General features: G+C 60.1%; 11 protein-coding genes and 1 tRNA gene. 11 read left to right on the top strand and 1 reads right to left on the bottom strand.

What is annotated here, in order from left to right; genetic code table 11:
- Nucleotides 1–517: 517 nt before the first annotated feature.
- From CHU70_RS07420 to clpX, 5 genes are all read left to right on the top strand, one after another.
- A tRNA-Pro gene (locus tag CHU70_RS07420) sits at nucleotides 518–594 on the top strand.
- A complete protein-coding gene (gene tig, locus CHU70_RS07425) occupies nucleotides 567–2030 on the top strand; it encodes a trigger factor (protein ID WP_083295680.1) in 1464 nt (487 codons plus the stop codon). The genes CHU70_RS07420 and tig overlap by 28 nt, the downstream gene beginning before the upstream one ends.
- Nucleotides 2031–2170: 140 nt before the next feature.
- Entirely contained in the window at nucleotides 2171–2743 is a 573-nt protein-coding gene (locus CHU70_RS07430) for an ATP-dependent Clp protease proteolytic subunit (protein ID WP_016422302.1), read from the top strand.
- 46 nt (nucleotides 2744–2789) lie between these two features.
- Complete coding sequence (locus CHU70_RS07435) at nucleotides 2790–3413, top strand: ATP-dependent Clp protease proteolytic subunit (protein WP_369707172.1); 624 nt, start codon at nucleotides 2790–2792, stop codon at nucleotides 3411–3413.
- A gap of 173 nt (nucleotides 3414–3586) precedes the next feature.
- A complete protein-coding gene (gene clpX, locus CHU70_RS07440; RefSeq protein ID WP_048735141.1) occupies nucleotides 3587–4849 on the top strand; it encodes an ATP-dependent Clp protease ATP-binding subunit ClpX in 1263 nt (420 codons plus the stop codon).
- A 62-nt stretch (nucleotides 4850–4911) separates the two neighbouring features.
- Here the strand turns inward: clpX and CHU70_RS07445 are convergent, their stop codons facing one another.
- On the bottom strand, nucleotides 4912–5697 hold the full coding sequence (locus CHU70_RS07445; protein ID WP_049190863.1) for a TetR/AcrR family transcriptional regulator: 786 nt from the start codon (nucleotides 5695–5697) through the stop codon (nucleotides 4912–4914).
- Nucleotides 5698–5927: 230 nt separating this feature from the next.
- Here CHU70_RS07445 and CHU70_RS07450 point away from each other — a divergent pair, with 230 nt between their 5' ends.
- The 6 genes from CHU70_RS07450 to CHU70_RS07475 all read left to right on the top strand — a co-directional run bounded on the left by CHU70_RS07450 (nucleotide 5928) and on the right by CHU70_RS07475 (nucleotide 17230).
- A complete protein-coding gene (locus CHU70_RS07450; protein ID WP_038628100.1) occupies nucleotides 5928–6911 on the top strand; it encodes a malate dehydrogenase in 984 nt (327 codons plus the stop codon).
- Between the two features lie 216 nt (nucleotides 6912–7127).
- The gene (locus CHU70_RS07455; protein ID WP_038628102.1) at nucleotides 7128–9863 is read left to right on the top strand and encodes a valine--tRNA ligase; all 2736 of its coding nucleotides are present in this window, start codon (nucleotides 7128–7130) and stop codon (nucleotides 9861–9863) included.
- A 209-nt stretch (nucleotides 9864–10072) separates the two neighbouring features.
- Nucleotides 10073–11578, top strand: a complete 1506-nt coding sequence (locus CHU70_RS07460) for a folylpolyglutamate synthase/dihydrofolate synthase family protein (RefSeq protein WP_224784299.1) — start codon at nucleotides 10073–10075, stop codon at nucleotides 11576–11578.
- The gene (locus CHU70_RS07465) at nucleotides 11575–12090 is read left to right on the top strand and encodes a DUF4233 domain-containing protein (RefSeq protein ID WP_049190860.1); all 516 of its coding nucleotides are present in this window, start codon (nucleotides 11575–11577) and stop codon (nucleotides 12088–12090) included. The genes CHU70_RS07460 and CHU70_RS07465 overlap by 4 nt, the downstream gene beginning before the upstream one ends.
- Nucleotides 12091–12174: 84 nt before the next feature.
- A complete protein-coding gene (gene ndk, locus CHU70_RS07470) occupies nucleotides 12175–12585 on the top strand; it encodes a nucleoside-diphosphate kinase (RefSeq protein WP_038629458.1) in 411 nt (136 codons plus the stop codon).
- 571 nt (nucleotides 12586–13156) lie between these two features.
- The gene (locus CHU70_RS07475; RefSeq protein ID WP_147719137.1) at nucleotides 13157–17230 is read left to right on the top strand and encodes a translation initiation factor IF-2 N-terminal domain-containing protein; all 4074 of its coding nucleotides are present in this window, start codon (nucleotides 13157–13159) and stop codon (nucleotides 17228–17230) included.
- Nucleotides 17231–17357: the final 127 nt, after the last annotated feature.

The following is a 17357-nucleotide window of genomic DNA, read 5'->3' on the forward strand; positions in this document are numbered from 1 at the left end:
TGTCTTGGTACAAGGCATATTAACTCGTTAAAGCGCACATACAAAAATCGATGCCAGGTTTTTCTCGAAGGATTTAAAGAAAAGTGGCTGTGGCCGGGAAAAACAGAAAATGAAACTAAAGCAATATGGGGTATATGAAACAGGCGTATAGCCGTTGATTACACTGTCACACGACTCAACAAAGGGGCAGTCGTTTTAGGCGGCTTCTTTGGAGGGTCGGCCGACGAATGGAGTGTTTGCAGTAAACGAGGCCGCCAAAAGCAGTGCCGAGGTGATGCAAACGCCCTGTGATATGCATGGATTTCATGAAACCAGTAGTAGTTGGCAGGTTGGCTCTCGATGGCGTCGTAAAGCGTTTTCAGACAGAGTAATGGCCTGGTTGAACGCGTGGTTTTGTGATTTCGTTAATCGTCAGGTAAATCTATACGGGTCCGTTGTGGAAACGCGATTTCGCGACTATGAGGGCCCCGGTGCAGATGCTCCAAAGGGGTTTCTGCTAGGTTTCGAATGACGCATACGGGGTATGGCGCAGCTTGGTAGCGCGTCCGCTTTGGGAGCGGAAGGCCGTGGGTTCAAATCCCGCTACCCCGACCAGTATCACGGGCACTCCCGTGGTCTATGAATTAATCATCGAGTTGCAGGAGAGTGCACCAGTGAAGTCTTCCGTTGAGAAGCTCAATGAGACCCGAGTGAAGATTACCGTCGAGGTCCCGTTTGATGAGCTGAAGCCAGAGTTCGACAATGCCTACAAGGCACTGGCTCAGCAGGTCCAGATTCCGGGCTTCCGTAAGGGCAAGGCACCGGCAAAGCTGATTGAGGCCCGCTTCGGCCGCGGCCCAATCCTGGAGCAGGTGCTCAACGACATGGTTCCGTCCCGCTACGACGAGGTCGTTCGCGAGGAGGAGCTGAAGGTTATCGGTCAGCCTGAGGTTGACATCACCAAGCTGGAAGACGGCGAGCTCGTCGAGTTCACCGCTGAGGTCGACGTCCGTCCGGAGATTGGGCTGCCGAAGTTCGAGGACATCGCAGTTGAGGTTGACCCGCTGGTCGCCGACGAGGAAGCTGTTGAGGCTGAGCTGCAGAACCTGCTCGCTCGCTTCGGCACCCTGACCGGCGTTGAGCGCGCAGTTGAGAAGGATGACTTCGTCTCCATCGACCTGTCCGCCACTATCGACGGTGAAGAGCTGGAAGAGGCTTCCACCGAGGGACTGTCCTACCAGGTTGGCTCCGACGATCTGATTGACGGCCTGGATGAGGCTGTTGTTGGCCTGTCCCAGGGCGAGTCCAAGGAATTCACCACCAAGCTGGTTGCTGGCGAGCACGAGGGCGAGGACGCTCAGGTCACCGTTACCGTTCAGTCCGTCAAGGTCCGCGAGCTGCCGGAAGCTGACGACGACTTCGCTCAGATGGCTTCCGAGTTCGACACCATCGAGGAGCTGAAGGAAGACCTGGCACGCCAGGTCGAGAACACCAAGAAGGGCGAACAGGCTCAGCAGGTCCGCGACAAGGTCCTGGCTGCCGCAATGGAGCAGACCACAATCGCTCTTCCGGAGGGTGTTGTCAAGGAGCAGGTCGAGGGCCAGCTGCAGCAGCTGCTGGGTCAGTTCGGCGGCGACGAGAAGGTTCTGAACTCCATGCTGGAGGCCCAGGGCACCACTCGTGAGCAGTTCGACGAGGACTCCAAGAAGTCCGCTGAGGAAGCTGTTCGCACCCAGCTGTTCCTGGATGCACTGGCTGAGGAGATCCAGCCGGACGTTTCCCAGCAGGAGCTCACCGACCACATCCTGTTCACTGCTCAGTCCTACGGCATGGACCCGAACCAGTTCATCCAGCAGATTCAGCAGTCCGGCCAGCTCGGCAACCTGTTCGCAGACGTTCGCCGCGGCAAGGCTCTTGCCACCTCGATCCTGAAGGCTTCCGCCAAGGACACTGAGGGCAACGAAATCGATCTGAACGAGTACTTCGGTGAGGTCGAAGCTGAGGCTGAGAAGGCTGAGTCCGACAAGGCTGAGGACAACTCGGCTGAGTAAGCCCCGCCGTTAGCGCGACGCATTCCTTATGCTGCAACGCTTATAGCGAACAAGGGCCGTTCCTGAAACAAAGGGACGGCCCTTTTCGTTACCCTCTAGTGAACGACAAACTCGCACACGTACGAAGAAGGAGTACACAGATGAGCGATAACGCCCAGATGTCGACGAACACAGTTTTCGACAAGCTGCTCAAGGAGCGCATTATTTGGCTGGGTGAGCAGGTCGACGACGAGATTGCCAACAAGCTCTGCGGTCAGATGCTGCTCCTGGCAGCTGAGGACCCAGAGGCGGATATCTCGCTGTACATTAACTCCCCGGGTGGCTCCGTCACGGCCGGCATGGCCATTTACGACACCATGCAGTTTGTTCCGTGCGACGTGGCTACCTACGGCATGGGCTTGGCAGCTTCCATGGGTCAGTTCCTGCTCGCCGCAGGTGCTAAGGGCAAGCGTTACGCACTGCCGCACGCCCGCATTATGATGCACCAGCCATCTGCAGGTATTGGCGGTACCGCATCCGACATCACCATTCAGGCTGAGCAGTTCGCTGCCACCAAGAAGGAGATGGCTCGTCTGATTGCGCAGCACACCGGTCAGCCGGTCGAGCGCATTGAGGAAGACTCGGACCGCGACCGCTGGTTTACCGCAGCTGAGGCTAAGGAATACGGCCTGGTTGACCACGTCGTGACCGCTCTCAAGGACACCGCACGCTAAAAGCGGACAGTAGCGAATAATTAGAGGCGATTTAATCAACATGGAGATGAACAATATGCAGATGCCGCAGTCGCGCTACGTGCTTCCTTCTTTCGTGGAGCACTCCAGCTTTGGTGCTAAGGAATCCAACCCATACAACAAGCTCTTCGAAGAGCGCATTATCTTCCTCGGCTCCCAGGTCGATGACACCGCCGCTAACGACATCATGGCGCAGTTGCTGGTGCTTGAGGGCCTGGACCCGGATCGTGACATCACGATGTACATCAATTCCCCAGGCGGCTCCTTCACCTCGCTGATGGCCATCTACGACACGATGCAGTACGTGCGTCCCGACGTGCAGACCGTGTGCCTGGGCCAGGCTGCCTCCGCGGCAGCCGTGCTGCTCGCTGCGGGTGCACCGGGTAAGCGTGCAGCTCTGCCGAATGCGCGCGTTCTCATTCATCAGCCGGCTACCCAGGGAATCCAGGGCCAGGTTTCCGACCTGGAGATTCAGGCGAACGAAATCGAGCGCATGCGCAAGCTGATGGAGGAGACGTTGGCTCGCCACTCCGGTCGCACTGCAGAGCAGATCCGCAAGGACACCGACCGTGACAAGATCCTGACCGCTGAAGAGGCCGTCGAGTACGGCATCATCGACCAGGTCTTCGAGTACCGCAAGCACAACGCCTAAATGGGGACATGGTCTCTTTGGAGTGCTGCGCACTGGCCGTCGTAAAGCACCGGGCGAGATCGCGTGAAATTCGCCTCGCCCCTGGCGTGGAAGCCGGTATTTGCGCACACTCACGGTAGGCTGGTCTGAAGCAGTTATTGGCAACGAAGCGGAAAGGCGGCGGCGGGAGCCTCATGGCGCGTATGCAAGAAAGTGCGGATTTGCTGAAGTGCTCTTTCTGTGGAAAGAGTCAGAAGCAGGTCAAAAAGCTGATTGCCGGACCTGGTGTGTACATCTGTAATGAGTGCATCGAGCTCTGCAACGAGATTATTGAAGAGGAGCTCAACACCGGCGGCGAGGCAACTGGCAACGACGACCGCCTGCCGCGTCCGATGGAAATTCGCGACTTCCTCGATGAGTACGTCATCGGCCAGGACATGGCAAAGCGCACCCTAGCCGTCGCGGTCTACAACCACTACAAGCGCCTTCGTGCTGCAGAGACCAAGTCGGACAACGACGTCGAGCTACAGAAGTCGAACATTCTCTTGCTGGGGCCGACAGGCTGTGGCAAGACCTACCTGGCACAGACGCTGGCTCGCAAGCTGGATGTGCCGTTCGCAATCGCTGACGCCACCAGCCTGACCGAGGCCGGCTATGTCGGTGAGGATGTGGAGAACATCCTGCTGAAGTTGCTGCAGGCTACTGATTTCGACGTCGAGAAGGCGCAGCGCGGCATCATTTACGTCGATGAGATTGACAAGATCTCGCGTAAGTCTGAAAACACCTCTATCACTCGCGATGTCTCCGGTGAAGGTGTGCAGCAGGCGCTGCTGAAGATTCTCGAGGGAACCGTAGCCGCCGTGCCCCCGCAGGGTGGGCGCAAGCTGCCAAACCAGGAGTTCATTCAGTTCGACACCTCCAATGTCCTGTTCATCGTCGCCGGTGCGTTTGCCGGTCTGGAGAAGGTCGTGCAGGAGCGTGTCGGTAAGAAGGGGCTGGGCTTCGGCGCAGATGTCACCTCGGCTAACGACGCGGATATGAAGGATCCATTCCGCGACGTGCTGCCGGAGGACCTCGTTCGATTCGGCCTGATCCCTGAGTTCATTGGTCGCCTGCCCGTCATCGCATCGGTCACCAACCTCGATGAGGACGCGCTGGTTCGCGTACTCACCGAGCCCAAGAACTCCCTGGTCCGCCAATACCAGCACCTGTTCGACATGGATGGTGTGCGCCTCACCATCGACGACGAGGCACTGCGCGCCATTGCTGCCAAGGCGATTAGCCGCAATACCGGCGCCCGTGGTCTGCGCGGCATCATGGAAGAAATCTTGGTTCCCGTGATGTTCGACGTACCAGAGCGTGACGACGTTGCGGAGGTCATTGTCCACAAGGAATGCATCACGGACGGTGCAGCGCCAGAACTCGTTGAACGCAGCGCGGACAAGAAGACTGCGTAAAGGTAGCTGAAAACCCGGTTAGAGCGCCTGCTCTAACCGGGTTTTGATGTCTGTGTGGAGCCCTAGTCGTCCATGCCGTAGATGTCGCGGTAATCCGGGGCATCATCAGCAGCCAAGTCCTGAGTCTCTGGGTTGGGCTGATCGCCATAGACCTCTGCGCCAAGCGCGGACGAGTTCGCGCCATGGGAGGCCAGCAAGGAAGTGTACGAGCTTCCCGGTTCGTTGCGAGGCGAGGATGTCAACAGGCTGGTCACGGTGTCCTGTGCGAACTCACGCAGCTTGTCCGACAGCACCGTCGACTGCATTTCAATGCCGTAGAGGTTTTCAAAAGTCCGTTGGTGCAGGGTGGGGAAGGTGGCCAGTGAGAGCACGAGAATATAAAGATCAAGTGCGGAAATGTCAGTGCGGAATGCACCGTAATCGCGGCCGAGCAACAAGATGCGGTCAAACTCCAAAACAATTGGGCTCTGACCACCAAGCCCAGTCACGCCTTCTAGCGGCAGGACCGGATGTAGGTTTTCCTGGATGATGAACCGCACGGCGAGCGGGTTCGCCGAGAAGTAGTCATAGATAACACCGACCACATGCTGCAGGGCTTCCACCGGCACATTGGAGTGCGGGCGCAGGTCGTCGTCGTCAGGCCTTACGGTCTCCAGCACATGTGCCCACGTCGCCCTGTAGAGTCCCAACTTGTCACCACAGTGGTAGTGAAGCATGCGCTTGGAGACACCAGAGGCGGCAGCAATGGCATCCAAACGGGCATCTGCATACCCCTTTGCGGTGAATTCTTGAAGTGCTGCCACCAAGACTGCATGGGGGATTGCATCAGAGGAGCCTGGAGACTTCATGAAAATCCTTTGCTTGGACTAGAGAGAGACTAAGGGGTTTTGGCTATCTAACGGGGGTGAAATTGGTCAGTCGCGGACTTCTTTCTAGTGAAATGAGTACACGACCGTAAGTCATGCCTAATGCTATCCGTTTTTCAGAAATGGCCTGAGCGCATCGCCCCCGTCTGCGCCAATTCTGTAGTCGCATTAGAGTGGGCAGCGAATTGATTCTCTCTCGAGAAAGGCCTGAAGTGAACAAGACTCCCGTAAAGGTTGCAGTTACCGGCGCCGCCGGACAGATCGCTTACTCCCTGCTCTTCCGCATTGCCAGCGGTTCGGTTTTCGGCCCTGAGACCCCGGTTGAGTTGAACCTGCTGGAGATCACTCCGGCGCTGCACGCCACCGAAGGCGTCGCCATGGAGCTGTTTGACTCCGCCTTCCCGCTTCTGACTGGCATCAACATCACCGATGATCCGGCAAAGGCATTCGACGGTGCCAACGCCGCATTCCTGGTCGGTGCAAAGCCGCGCGGCAAGGGCGAGGAGCGCTCCGCACTGCTGGGTGCCAACGGCAAGATCTTCGGTCCGCAGGGTGCCGCACTGAACGATCATGCAGCAGACGACATCAAGGTTCTGGTTGTCGGCAACCCGGCCAACACCAACACCATGATTGCCGCTTCCCACGCTAAGGACATCCCGGCAGAGCGCTTCACTGCCATGATGCGCCTGGACCACAACCGTTCCCTGTCCCAGCTGTCGCAAAAGATTGGTGTTCCGACCACTGAGATCAAGAACATGATCGTCTGGGGTAACCACTCCGCAGACCAGTTCCCGGACATCACCTACGCCACCATTGCAGGCGAGAAGGTCTCCGACAAGGTTGACGCTGCATGGGTCGAGCAGGACTTCATCCCGCGTGTCGCGAAGCGTGGCGCAGAAATCATCGAGGTCCGCGGTTCTTCCTCCGCAGCTTCCGCTGCAGCTGCCGCAGTTGACCACATGCGTGACTGGGTGACGGGTACCCCAGAGGGCGAGTGGGTCTCTGTCGCACTTCCGTCCGATGGCTCCTACGGCATCGACGAGGGCCTGGTTGCTGGTGTTCCGTGCTACGCCAAGGACGGCGAGTGGGTTCGCGTTGAGGGCCTGGATCTCTCCGAGGTGCAGCGCGCTGGCATCGAGCGCAACGTCAAGGCACTGCGCGAAGAGCGCGACGCAGTTAAGGACCTGCTGGTCTAAGGGTCGCTTAACGCCTGTTTAAAGGTGCCCTCTTGTGATGGTTTCACAAGAGGGCACCTTTTCATTTACTGCGGTAATCGCAGATTGGCTCGGGGCGTGAGTAAAGCTTGAATTCGGCGGTGCGTAAGTCGCCGATAGCAGATATGGGTTGGGGCGCAAGGGTCGTCGTAAAGCCCCTGGAAAAACAAATCCGGGCAAGGCGCTAAGATGTGACGCGTGACTGAGAACAACGTGGACCTAAACAGAGCAGATAAGTTGCCCAAGTCGTGGAACCCGGCTGACGTGGAGTCGGACCTGTACCAGGGCTGGGTAGACGCTGGCTATTTCGAAGCTGATCCGTCTAGCTCCAAGCCGGCTTACTCTATTGTGCTGCCCCCGCCGAATGTGACGGGTCAGCTGCACATGGGCCACGCATTGGACCACACTTTGATGGATGCGCTGGTGCGCCGTAAGCGCATGCAGGGCTACGAGGTGCTGTGGCTGCCGGGTATGGACCACGCGGGTATCGCAACGCAGACCAAGGTCGAGGCGATGCTGAAGGAGTCCGAAGGCAAGGACCGCTTCGATTATGGCCGCGAGGAGTTCGTGGAGAAGGTCTGGGAGTGGAAGCACGATTACGGCGGACGTATCGGCAACCAGATGCGCCAGATTGGTGACTCCCTGGATTGGTCCCGTGAGCGCTTCACTCTGGACGAGGGCCTGTCCCGTGCGGTTCAGACGATTTTTAAGGAACTGTTTGACCGCGGCCTGATTTACCGCGCCAAGCGCATGGTTAACTGGTCTCCGGTGCTGCAGACTGCAATCTCGGATATTGAGGTCAAGTACGAGGACGCTGAAGGCGAGCTCGTCTCCTTCCGCTACGGCGATGGGGAAGACTCCATTGTTGTGGCGACGACTCGTGTGGAGACGATGCTGGGCGACGTGGCAATTGCCGTGCACCCGGAGGATGAGCGCTACACGCACCTGGTGGGCAAGGTTTTGGACCACCCGTTCCGCGAGGACCTGAAGATTCAGGTCATCGCCGATGACTATGTGGACCGCGAGTTCGGTACCGGTGCGGTGAAGATCACGCCGGCACACGATCCGAATGACTTCGCCATGGGCCAGCGCCACGACCTGGATATGCCGGAGGTCATTGACACCACTGGCCGTATCTTCAACACTGGCACGCGTTTCGACGGCATGGATCGTGCAGAGGCCCGTACTGCGCTGACGGAGGCGCTGCGTGAGCAGGGGCGCATTGTCAAGGAGGTCCGCCCGTACGTTCACTCGGTCGGCCACTCGGAGCGCTCGGGTGAGCCGATTGAGCCGCTGCTGAGCCTGCAGTGGTTCGTTAAGGTCGATGAGCTGGCCAAGATGTCCGGCGATGCTGTTCGCGAGGGCGACACGGTTATTCACCCAGCTTCGCAGGAGCCGCGCTGGTTCGATTGGGTCGATGACATGCACGACTGGTGTATTTCCCGCCAGCTGTGGTGGGGCCACCGCATCCCGATTTGGTACGGCCCGAATGGCGAGGTCGTCTGTGTCGGCCCGGATGATGAGGTTCCGACGGGCGAGGGCTGGACGCAGGATCCGGACGTGCTGGATACCTGGTTCTCGTCTGCGCTGTGGCCGTTTTCCACGATGGGTTGGCCGGAAGCCACCCCAGAGCTGGAGAAGTTCTACCCGACATCCGTACTGGTTACCGGCTATGACATTCTGTTCTTCTGGGTCGCGCGCATGATGATGTTCTCGACCTTTGCTGCCACCCTGGCTGATTCACCGCTGGGTAAGGGGCGCGACGGTCGTCCGCAGGTGCCGTTTAAGGATGTCTTCCTGCACGGTCTGGTCCGCGATGAGCAGGGTCGCAAGATGTCGAAGTCCCTCGGCAATGGCATTGACCCGCTGGACTGGGTCCGTGACTACGGTGCGGACGCACTTCGCTTCACGCTGGCGCGTGGCGCTAACCCAGGCTCTGACCTGCCGGTCGGTAATGACGCCGCTCAGAGCTCCCGTAACTTCGCCACCAAGCTGTTCAACGCCACCCGCTTTGCGCTGATGAACGGGGCCCACGTGGGCGAGCTGCCGGACCGCGACCAGCTCACCGACACCGACCGCTGGATCCTGGACCGCCTGGAACAGGTCCGCGCCGAGGTTGACGCTGCGCTGGATAAGTACGAGTTCTCCAAGGCCAACGAGGCCCTCTACCACTTCGCATGGGACGAGGTCTGTGACTGGTACCTGGAGATGACCAAGGTTGACTTCCCGCGCCTGAACGACGGCGAGACCATGACCGAGGAGCAGGCCGCCCGCGCCGCCTCCACTCGTCTGGTTCTCGGCCGCGTGCTGGATACGCTGCTGCGTCTGCTGCACCCGTCCATGCCGTTCGTCACGGAGACGCTGTGGAAGGCGCTTACCGACGGCGCGGAGGGCTTCGAGGATTCTCTGGTTATTTCCGCCTGGCCGGATGCCACCATGACCACCGACGGCGCTGCTGTCGATGAGGTTGCCGCACGTCGTATTGCCGATGCCCAGAAGTTGGTCACCGAGCTGCGTCGTTTCCGCAATGACCAGGGTGTGAAGCCGTCGCAGCGCGTGCCGGCACGCATGAACCTGGCGGATGCTGATCTGACTGCTCAGGAAGAGATGATTCGTTCGCTGGCTCGTGCTGAGGCACCGGAGGACGGCTTCACCGCTACCGCTTCCATTGAGGTGCGCCTGTCTCAGGCCACGGTCCTGATCGAGCTGGATACCTCCGGCACCGTCGACGTGGCCGCTGAACGCAAGCGTCTGGAAAAGGACCTGGCCAAGGCAGAGAAGGAACTGGCCGGCACCGAGAAGAAGCTCGGCAACGAGGCCTTCCTGTCCAAGGCTCCGGAGCAGGTCGTGGAGAAGATTAAGACTCGCCACCAGTTCGCACTGGAGGAGATTGACCGTATTAAGGCTCGTTTGGAGGGACTTCCGCAGGCATGACCGATCCACGGGATGCTGAACCACGTGATGAGGCCGCAGGCGAGATTCGTTTGAATCTTGGCGGCGAGGACGATTCGGTGACGCAGGAAGAGTCTGCGGTGCGAGAGGAGTCCACTGCAGCGCCTGAGTTTGAATTCGATCCGGCTGACTCTCAGATCGTCGAGGACCTTGAACCTCGCGAAATCGCCGGTGTGATGGCCGATGGCCGCATGCCCGATGACATGCGCCTCGGTGAGGTCTCCGTGTCCGAGGAGGGCCTGAGCCTGCCCGTCGATGTGGATCGCCCAGTCAACGAGCCGGCTCCGCTGGAGGCCACCGCAGAGGAACTGCGCGAGCTCGCAGAGGTGGAAGCCGAGCTGGATCAGCGCTGGCCGGAGACCAAGATTGACCCGTCGCTCGAGCGGATCGAGATGCTGATGGACATCCTTGGCCATCCTGAGCGTGCCACTCCGGTCATTCACGTTGCCGGCACGAATGGCAAGACTTCCACTGTGCGCATGATTGAGTCGCTGGTGCGCGCTCTCGGTCGTCGCACCGGCCGCACCACCAGTCCGCATCTGCAGCTGGTTACCGAGCGCATCGCCATCGATGGCCAGCCCATTCATCCACGCGATTACGTGCGCATCTGGCGCGAGATTCAGCCCTACGTGGAAATGGTTGACGCCAAGTCCGCCGAAAAGGGCGGCCCGCAGATGAGTAAGTTCGAGGTCCTCACGGCCATGGCCTACGCTGCCTTCGCCGACGCTCCTGTCGATGTCGCCGTGGTGGAAGTCGGCATGGGTGGCACATGGGATGCGACCAACGTGGTGGAGGCCGACGTGGCAGTCATCTGCCCAATTGGTCTCGATCACACGGAGTACCTCGGCGATACCCTGGTTGAAATCGCTGCTGAGAAGGCCGGCATCATCAAGTCGCGGTGGAATAAGGACGACTTGCTCACGCCACCGGACAATGTCGCCATTGTCGGCGAGCAAGAGCCGGAAGCAATGGACGTCGTTTTGCGACGTGCCGTGGAAATGGACGCCTCCGTCGCCCGCGCCGGAGTTGAGTACGGCGTAGTCAGTCATCAGCTGGCGGTCGGCGGGCAGAACCTGACGCTCAAGGGCCTGGCCGGCGAGTATGACGATATCCATCTGCCGCTGCACGGTCCGCATCAGGCGCGTAACGCAGCCACAGCACTGGCTGCGGTGGAGGCGTTCTTCGGCGCAGGTCCGGGGCGTCCGCTCAACATTGATGCGGTTCGCGAAGGCTTTGCGACGGTCGCATCGCCCGGCCGTCTGGAGCGCGTGCGCTCGACCCCGACGGTGTTTATCGATGCCGCCCACAATCCGCACGGTGCCCGTGCGCTACGCACGGCCCTCTCCGCTGAGTTCGACTTCCGCCGTGTGATTGGTGTGCTGTCGGTGCTGGGGGAGAAGGATGCTCGTGGGCTGCTGGTGGAGCTGGAGCCTTACTTCGAAGAAGTGGTTATTACCCAGAACACATCGCCGCGTGCGCTGCACTACGACGACCTGGCTGACCTCGCGGAGGAGATTTTCGGCGAGGAGCGCGTGCATCGCGTACCGACTCTGCCGTCCGCCGTTGAGCTAGCTGTAGCGCTGGCTGAGGAAACCGACACCGGAGACGGTATTGTCTCTGGTTCCGGTGTGATCGTCACTGGATCTGTTGTCACTGCGGGCGAAGCCCGGACACTATTTGGAAAGGACCCGCAATGAGCGAATCTCAGGCGAGCCAGCCACAGGGCAATGGCGCGGAGGATTACACCGCTGCCGACCGCGAGGCCCTGCGCGCCTACCGCGAGGGGCGTGACCTGAGTGAGGGCGGCAAGTATGGCCCGCTCGGTGCGGGACACGATCCGGCTAAGGACCCGCTGAAGGGTCTGCGCGGTGTTATGTCCGGCACGCTGATTATGCAGGCTATTTCGGTGCTGCTTGGTCTGACTGTGGTCACGCGCATTCCCGACGGCCAGATTAACCAGACCTTCTCGGTTACGTACATCACCATCCTGGGCTTGGCTCTGATTGCGATGGCCTTCCTGCAGAAGCAGCCTTGGGCACTGAAGGCGAACATTGTGCTGCAGGTCTTTGGTGTGCTGGCTATCTTCACGCACGTGTCTATGGGCGTGGTGGGTATTTTCTTCGCCCTGGTGTGGGCCTACATTCTGCATCTGCGGAAGAACCTCCTCCAGCGTATGGAGCGCGGTCTGTTGACCACCCAGCACTCGTAAGTCTCCCGCGCTCGTAGTCGCGACTTTCACCCCGCTGCACCACCACTCCGGTGCAGCGGGGTTTGTCATAGTATGATGCTCACCATGACTGAACGTACTCTTATTCTGATCAAGCCGGACGGCGTTTCCCGCGGTCTGGTCGGCGAAGTTATCTCCCGCATCGAGCGCAAGGGCCTGAAGCTGGTCGCGCTTGACCTCCGTGTTGCTGACGAGGCAACTGCGAAGGAGCACTACGCAGAGCACGTCGATAAGCCGTTCTTTGGTGAGCTGGTTGATTTCATCACCTCTGCACCGCTGGTCGCTGGTGTTATCGAGGGCCCGAACGCAATCGCTGCGTGGCGTCAGCTCGCTGGCGGCACCAACCCGGTTGAGGCCGCAACTCCGGGCTCCATCCGCGGTGACTTCGCACTTGAGGTTGCTAACAACGTTGTTCACGGTTCCGATTCTCCGGAGTCCGCTGAGCGCGAGATTGGTATTTGGTTCCCGAACCTCTAAACGTTGACGGTTCAGCATTGACCCGTGAGCGTTGAACTGGCGCCGAACTGAGCAAGCAATTGTTTGCCGGTTCGGCGCTTTTTGCTTGTCGACGACCGTGGGGCGGCCCTTCAGCGGGCTGCACGTGTGAATGCGGGCACGGGCTGCAAATGTGAAACTGTAGGAGTTTATGACACTTTCCGGCAATTTTTCAGGCCATTTCTGTCATAAACGCAGTCAGTAACTCGGATTGGCCCGCCGCCACCAATGTCGGTGCGCGCCACCTGCTCGATATGTGCGACAATGGACAGCAGCAGTAGTGCCCGGGAGTTCGCTCCGGCGGATGAAATATGCCGCATGTGATCGCTGAATCCCCGAGTCAGCCGGTAGGCCTGCCAATAAGACTTTCATAATTGTTCATCGTTTTCGGCCCTCTATCTGCGCATTTGGCGCAAATGAAGTGGCTGTCGCAACATCGTTGCTCCGCCTGGTTTCCAAGGCCACAACGGATGTAGGCGCACATGGAATGACAAAGAGTGTGCTTCCTGTTGTCGGGTTTTGCGTGGTGGGGTGTCAAGGAGAAACAAATACAGTGGCAAATTTCAGCCAGGATGTTGTCGCTAAGGCACGCGAATTTGATCGTGAGTCAGCGGCTCTGAAAACCCGAGTCCACCACCTGGCCAAGAGCTTGGGGTTGACCTCGAAGGAAACCATCGAAGCACTGGGGCACGCGGGGATCGTCGTAAAGTCCGCTGCGTCCACCATTAATCAAAATCAGCTCGACGCAGTGCTGAATTTCATCGGTGATCATCCAGAGGATGCCTCGCTTGACGACGGATCCGCTGCGACCAAGCCAACCGGCGAAAAGCCAGCCGCGAAGGAAAAACAGTCGGCAGGTAAGCCGAACGCGGCAGATGAGAAGTCGGACGAGCAAACTGCAGCTAAGTCCGAGAAGAAGCCAGCTGCGAAGAAGAGCGGCAAGAAGTCGGCTGCGAAGAAGGCCACAAAGAAGGCTGCGCCGAAGGCAGCCAAGAGCGAAGCGGAGTCGGACGCAGCGCCTGCCGAGGAAGTGACCGAGAAGAAGGACACCAAGAAGGCCTCGGCTAGAAAATCCTCGGCAAAGCAGAGCGCAGAGAAGCAGGCTGAAGAGAAGCAGAGCGCAGAGAAGAAGAGCACGACTAAGAAGCGGGCAACACGTAAGCGGGCTGTGAAGAAGACCGCTGGCGCTCCGGAAGAAACCGCAGCGAAGGACGAGCCGAAGGACTCGAACTCGGTCGTCGAGGAAGCTGTTGAGGCTGTCGTTCAGTCGTCGTCGAAGAAGGCGTCCGATAAGAAGGCTGCCGACAAAAAGGCTTCCGACACCGTAGCCGAGACCGCTGAGAAAACCTCCGCTGAGGAAGCTTCCGCCGAAGCACCTGCTGCAAAGAGCGCTGCAGTGACCACACGTCGTGGTCGCCGAGTTCGCCGTGCGGTCCGCACGACCAGCGCTCCAGCAGCAGAGGAAATTCAGGAAGCGCAAGAGCCGCAGAAAACGCAAGAGCCGCAGGATACGCAGGCAACTCAGGACGAAGCCCTGCAAGATATCGAGCCGCCGGCAGTTCCGGAGCCGCCGGTTGCGGAAGAGCAGACCGCGTTTGCGCCTATCTTCCTGGCTCCGCAGGCTGTTCCGGCCTCGGCCAAGGATTCGGCCACCGAGGATGCAGCTTCGGCTGACAGCGGTGCCTCCAACCAGGGCACCGATGACAACGCGGGGGAGGGGCAGGACGGCTCGTCGTCAAGCGAAACGGAGCGTCAGCCGCGCCCGCGTCGTCGCCGTCGTGGACGTGGGCGTCGTAATGATGACGCGCAACAAGCGGAGAAGACCACCGAAAACACAGAGCGCGAGGAAGAGGAAACCCGCGAAGAGGTCGAGGAGCCGCAGGCGATTAAGGGATCGACTCGCCTGGAGGCGCAGCGACGTCGCCGTATCGAGCGTCGTGAGGAATCGCGCAAGCGCCACGTAATCTCGGAGGCGGAATTCCTGGCTCGTCGTGAGTCGGTGGAGCGCACGATGGTGGTGCGTGAGCGCAAGCGCCATGACCACGCGGGCATTGTCACTGAGGTGGGTGTGCTGGAAGATGACCTGCTGGTCGAGCACTTCGTTACCTCTGACACGCAGACCACGCAGATCGGCAATATCTACCTCGGTCGCGTGCAGAACGTCCTGCCCAGCATGGAAGCGGCGTTCATCGATATCGGAACCGACCGCAACGGTGTCATTTACGTAGGTGACCTGAACTGGAAGCTGCTGGGCACGAAGTCGCGTTCGCGCAAGATTGAACATGCGCTGAAGGCCGGCGACCAGATTCTCGTCCAGGTGTCCAAGGACCCGATTGGTCACAAGGGTGCGCGTCTGACCACCCACATTTCGATGGCTGGTCGATTCCTGGTGTACGGGCCGGGCGGCCGTAGCGCGGGTATTTCCCGCAAGCTGCCGGAGCCGGAGCGCAAGCGCCTGAAGTCGATTCTGAGCGAGGTTACGCCGGAGGGCTCGGGCACGATTATCCGTACCGCCGCCGAGGGTGTATCCAAGGAGGCCATCGAGGCCGACATTAAGCGCTTGGAGACGCAGTGGCAGGAGATCTGGGAAGCCTCCGAGGCGGCGAAGGCGAAGCGTGGAGCAAAGCCGATTGCGCTGTACGAAGAGCCAGACATGCTGGTCAAGGTCGTCCGCGACGTCTTCAACGAGGACTTCTCGCGTCTCGTGGTGGAGGGCGATCGCCCGTGGAACACAGTGACGGACTACATCGGCGACCTGGCGCCGGAGCTGGAGCCGCGACTGCAGCGCTACTTCGCCAAGGAGCACGGCGGCGCCGATGTCTTCGAGCACTTCCGCATCGATGAGCAGCTGGCCAAGGCACTCGACCGCAAGGTCTGGCTGCCTTCGGGCGGCACGCTGGTCATCGACCGCACCGAGGCCATGACGGTCATCGACGTCAACACCGGTAAGTTCACCGGCGCTGGCGGAAACCTGGAAGAGACGGTCACTCGCAACAACCTGGAGGCCGCTGAGGAAATCGTCCGCCAGATGCGTCTGCGGGATCTGGGCGGCATGATTGTCGTCGATTTTATCGACATGGTGCTGCCGGAAAACCAGGATTTGGTGCTGCGCCGTCTGAAGGAGGCCCTGGGCCGCGACCGCTCGCGTCACGAGGTCTCCGAGGTCACCTCGCTCGGCCTCGTCCAGATGACGCGCAAGCGTCTGGGCACAGGCCTGCTGGAGACCTTCTCCACGCCGTGTAGCTGCTGCAATGGCCGCGGTCTGATTATCCACATCGATCCGGTTGAGCAGGACAATCAGGGCCGTGGCCACAAGAATGGCCGTCGCAACGACGAGCAGGGTAAGTCCAAGCGCCGCAACAAGTCGCGCTCGGAGCACAATCCGGCCAACCACCCGGCCGCGCTGGCCATGCACCGCGATCAGGGCGACCAGGCAGGCTCTTCCAAGGCAACGCGTGACGACGACACGGAGACCAACCAGCGCGATAAGGACGCAGCCGACAAGCGTGTCGCAGCTGCTGTCGAAGCTGTCATTGTCTCTTCTGAGAACGATGAGCCGAAGCCGCCGCGTCGTCGCCGGGTTCGTAAGAGCCAGGGCCGAAACGATGAGCAGCGACAGAACGACCGTGGCCGTCAGGAGCGCCGCGAGCGTACTGAGCAATCGGAGAACTCCGATGACCTGGCTGCTCTGGCTGCCGCAGCTGTTGCGGAAGCCCGTGAGAAGGACCCAGAGGAGCCGTCGGATGACCGTTACATGCCGCAGGAGGGGCAGCGCCGCCGCCGTCGGGCTACGCGTCGCAGGGTAGCGGAGCATGTTGCCGTTGATTCGGCTGCACGCGACGCCGATGACCGCGACGAAGAATATGGTGATCGTCGCAAGCGTTCGGAGCGCCCGACCCGTGCTGAGCGTGCCGAGCGCACCGATAACGGTGGCTCCGGTGGAGGCCGTGGTGAGGCTGAACGCTCCAGCAGCGCTAGCGCTCGACGTCGCCGTCGTCGCGCTGTGCGTCGTACTGCTGTGGATGAAACCACTGCGCCTCAGGCTGAGTCTCAGGCAGCTTCCACCACAGACGTGAGGGAGCCAGCCAAGGATGGCAAGAGCGGCAACGCTAACAAGACCGGTAAGGCTGTGGCCGAGGAGTCCCAGACCTATGAGGAGGCGAAGGAGGCGTTCGAGCGTTCTCCACGCCGTCGTCGTCCGACGCGCGGTAACTCCCGCTCGGATCGCGCACCGCGTCGCGAGGACTTCGAGTCCACTAAGCCAAAGGCCGACGCTGAAGGCAGCAAGGGTGGAGATCGTGCGAAAGACAACCGCGATGACAGCAACCGCAGCACCAACCGCAGCGCCAACCGCAGTGGCGGTGGACGCCGCTCGGGCAAGTCACGGGTTGAGGTCGTAGCGGTCCAGGGCACGGGAGCTCGCCGTAATCGCCGTCGGGCGGTGCGCAGGGTCTCGTCGCAAAGCGATGCCGAAGCGACTGCGCCGAAGCAGCGACAGGGCGCTTCAAACCGCGCTACTAAGCCAGAGCAGAAGCAGGCTAATCGCGGTGCTGCGGCGCCGGAGACGAAACCGGCCAATCGTCGTCGCCGCGTGCGTCGTGCGGTGCGCCGAAGTGGCCAGAACTAGAGATTGGAAATCTGAAATAAGGCCAGATAGAAGGTTGTTTTCCGTTCCCTAAAGCAGGGGGTGGAAAGTGGCTTCGGAAACTGCCCGGGAAGACCGTGAAAACCGATGGGGGACAGGGTCTTACTCG

Origin of the sequence: Corynebacterium sp. LK10 (assembly GCF_008042455.1) — a bacterium.
Taxonomy (GTDB): Bacteria; Actinomycetota; Actinomycetes; order Mycobacteriales; family Mycobacteriaceae; genus Corynebacterium; species Corynebacterium jeikeium_D.

What these genes read in the sequence shown, in the direction of transcription:
- CHU70_RS07430 (WP_016422302.1), top strand. Translation starts at nt 2,171, where the DNA reads ATGAGCGATAACGCCCAGATGTCGACGAACACAGTTTTCGACAAGCTG.
- CHU70_RS07435 (WP_369707172.1), top strand. Translation starts at nt 2,790, where the DNA reads ATGAACAATATGCAGATGCCGCAGTCGCGCTACGTGCTTCCTTCTTTC.
- clpX (WP_048735141.1), top strand. Translation starts at nt 3,587, where the DNA reads ATGGCGCGTATGCAAGAAAGTGCGGATTTGCTGAAGTGCTCTTTCTGT.
- CHU70_RS07445 (WP_049190863.1), bottom strand. Translation starts at nt 5,697, where the DNA reads ATGAAGTCTCCAGGCTCCTCTGATGCAATCCCCCATGCAGTCTTGGTG.
- CHU70_RS07460 (WP_224784299.1), top strand. Translation starts at nt 10,073, where the DNA reads ATGCCCGATGACATGCGCCTCGGTGAGGTCTCCGTGTCCGAGGAGGGC.
- CHU70_RS07465 (WP_049190860.1), top strand. Translation starts at nt 11,575, where the DNA reads ATGAGCGAATCTCAGGCGAGCCAGCCACAGGGCAATGGCGCGGAGGAT.
- ndk (WP_038629458.1), top strand. Translation starts at nt 12,175, where the DNA reads ATGACTGAACGTACTCTTATTCTGATCAAGCCGGACGGCGTTTCCCGC.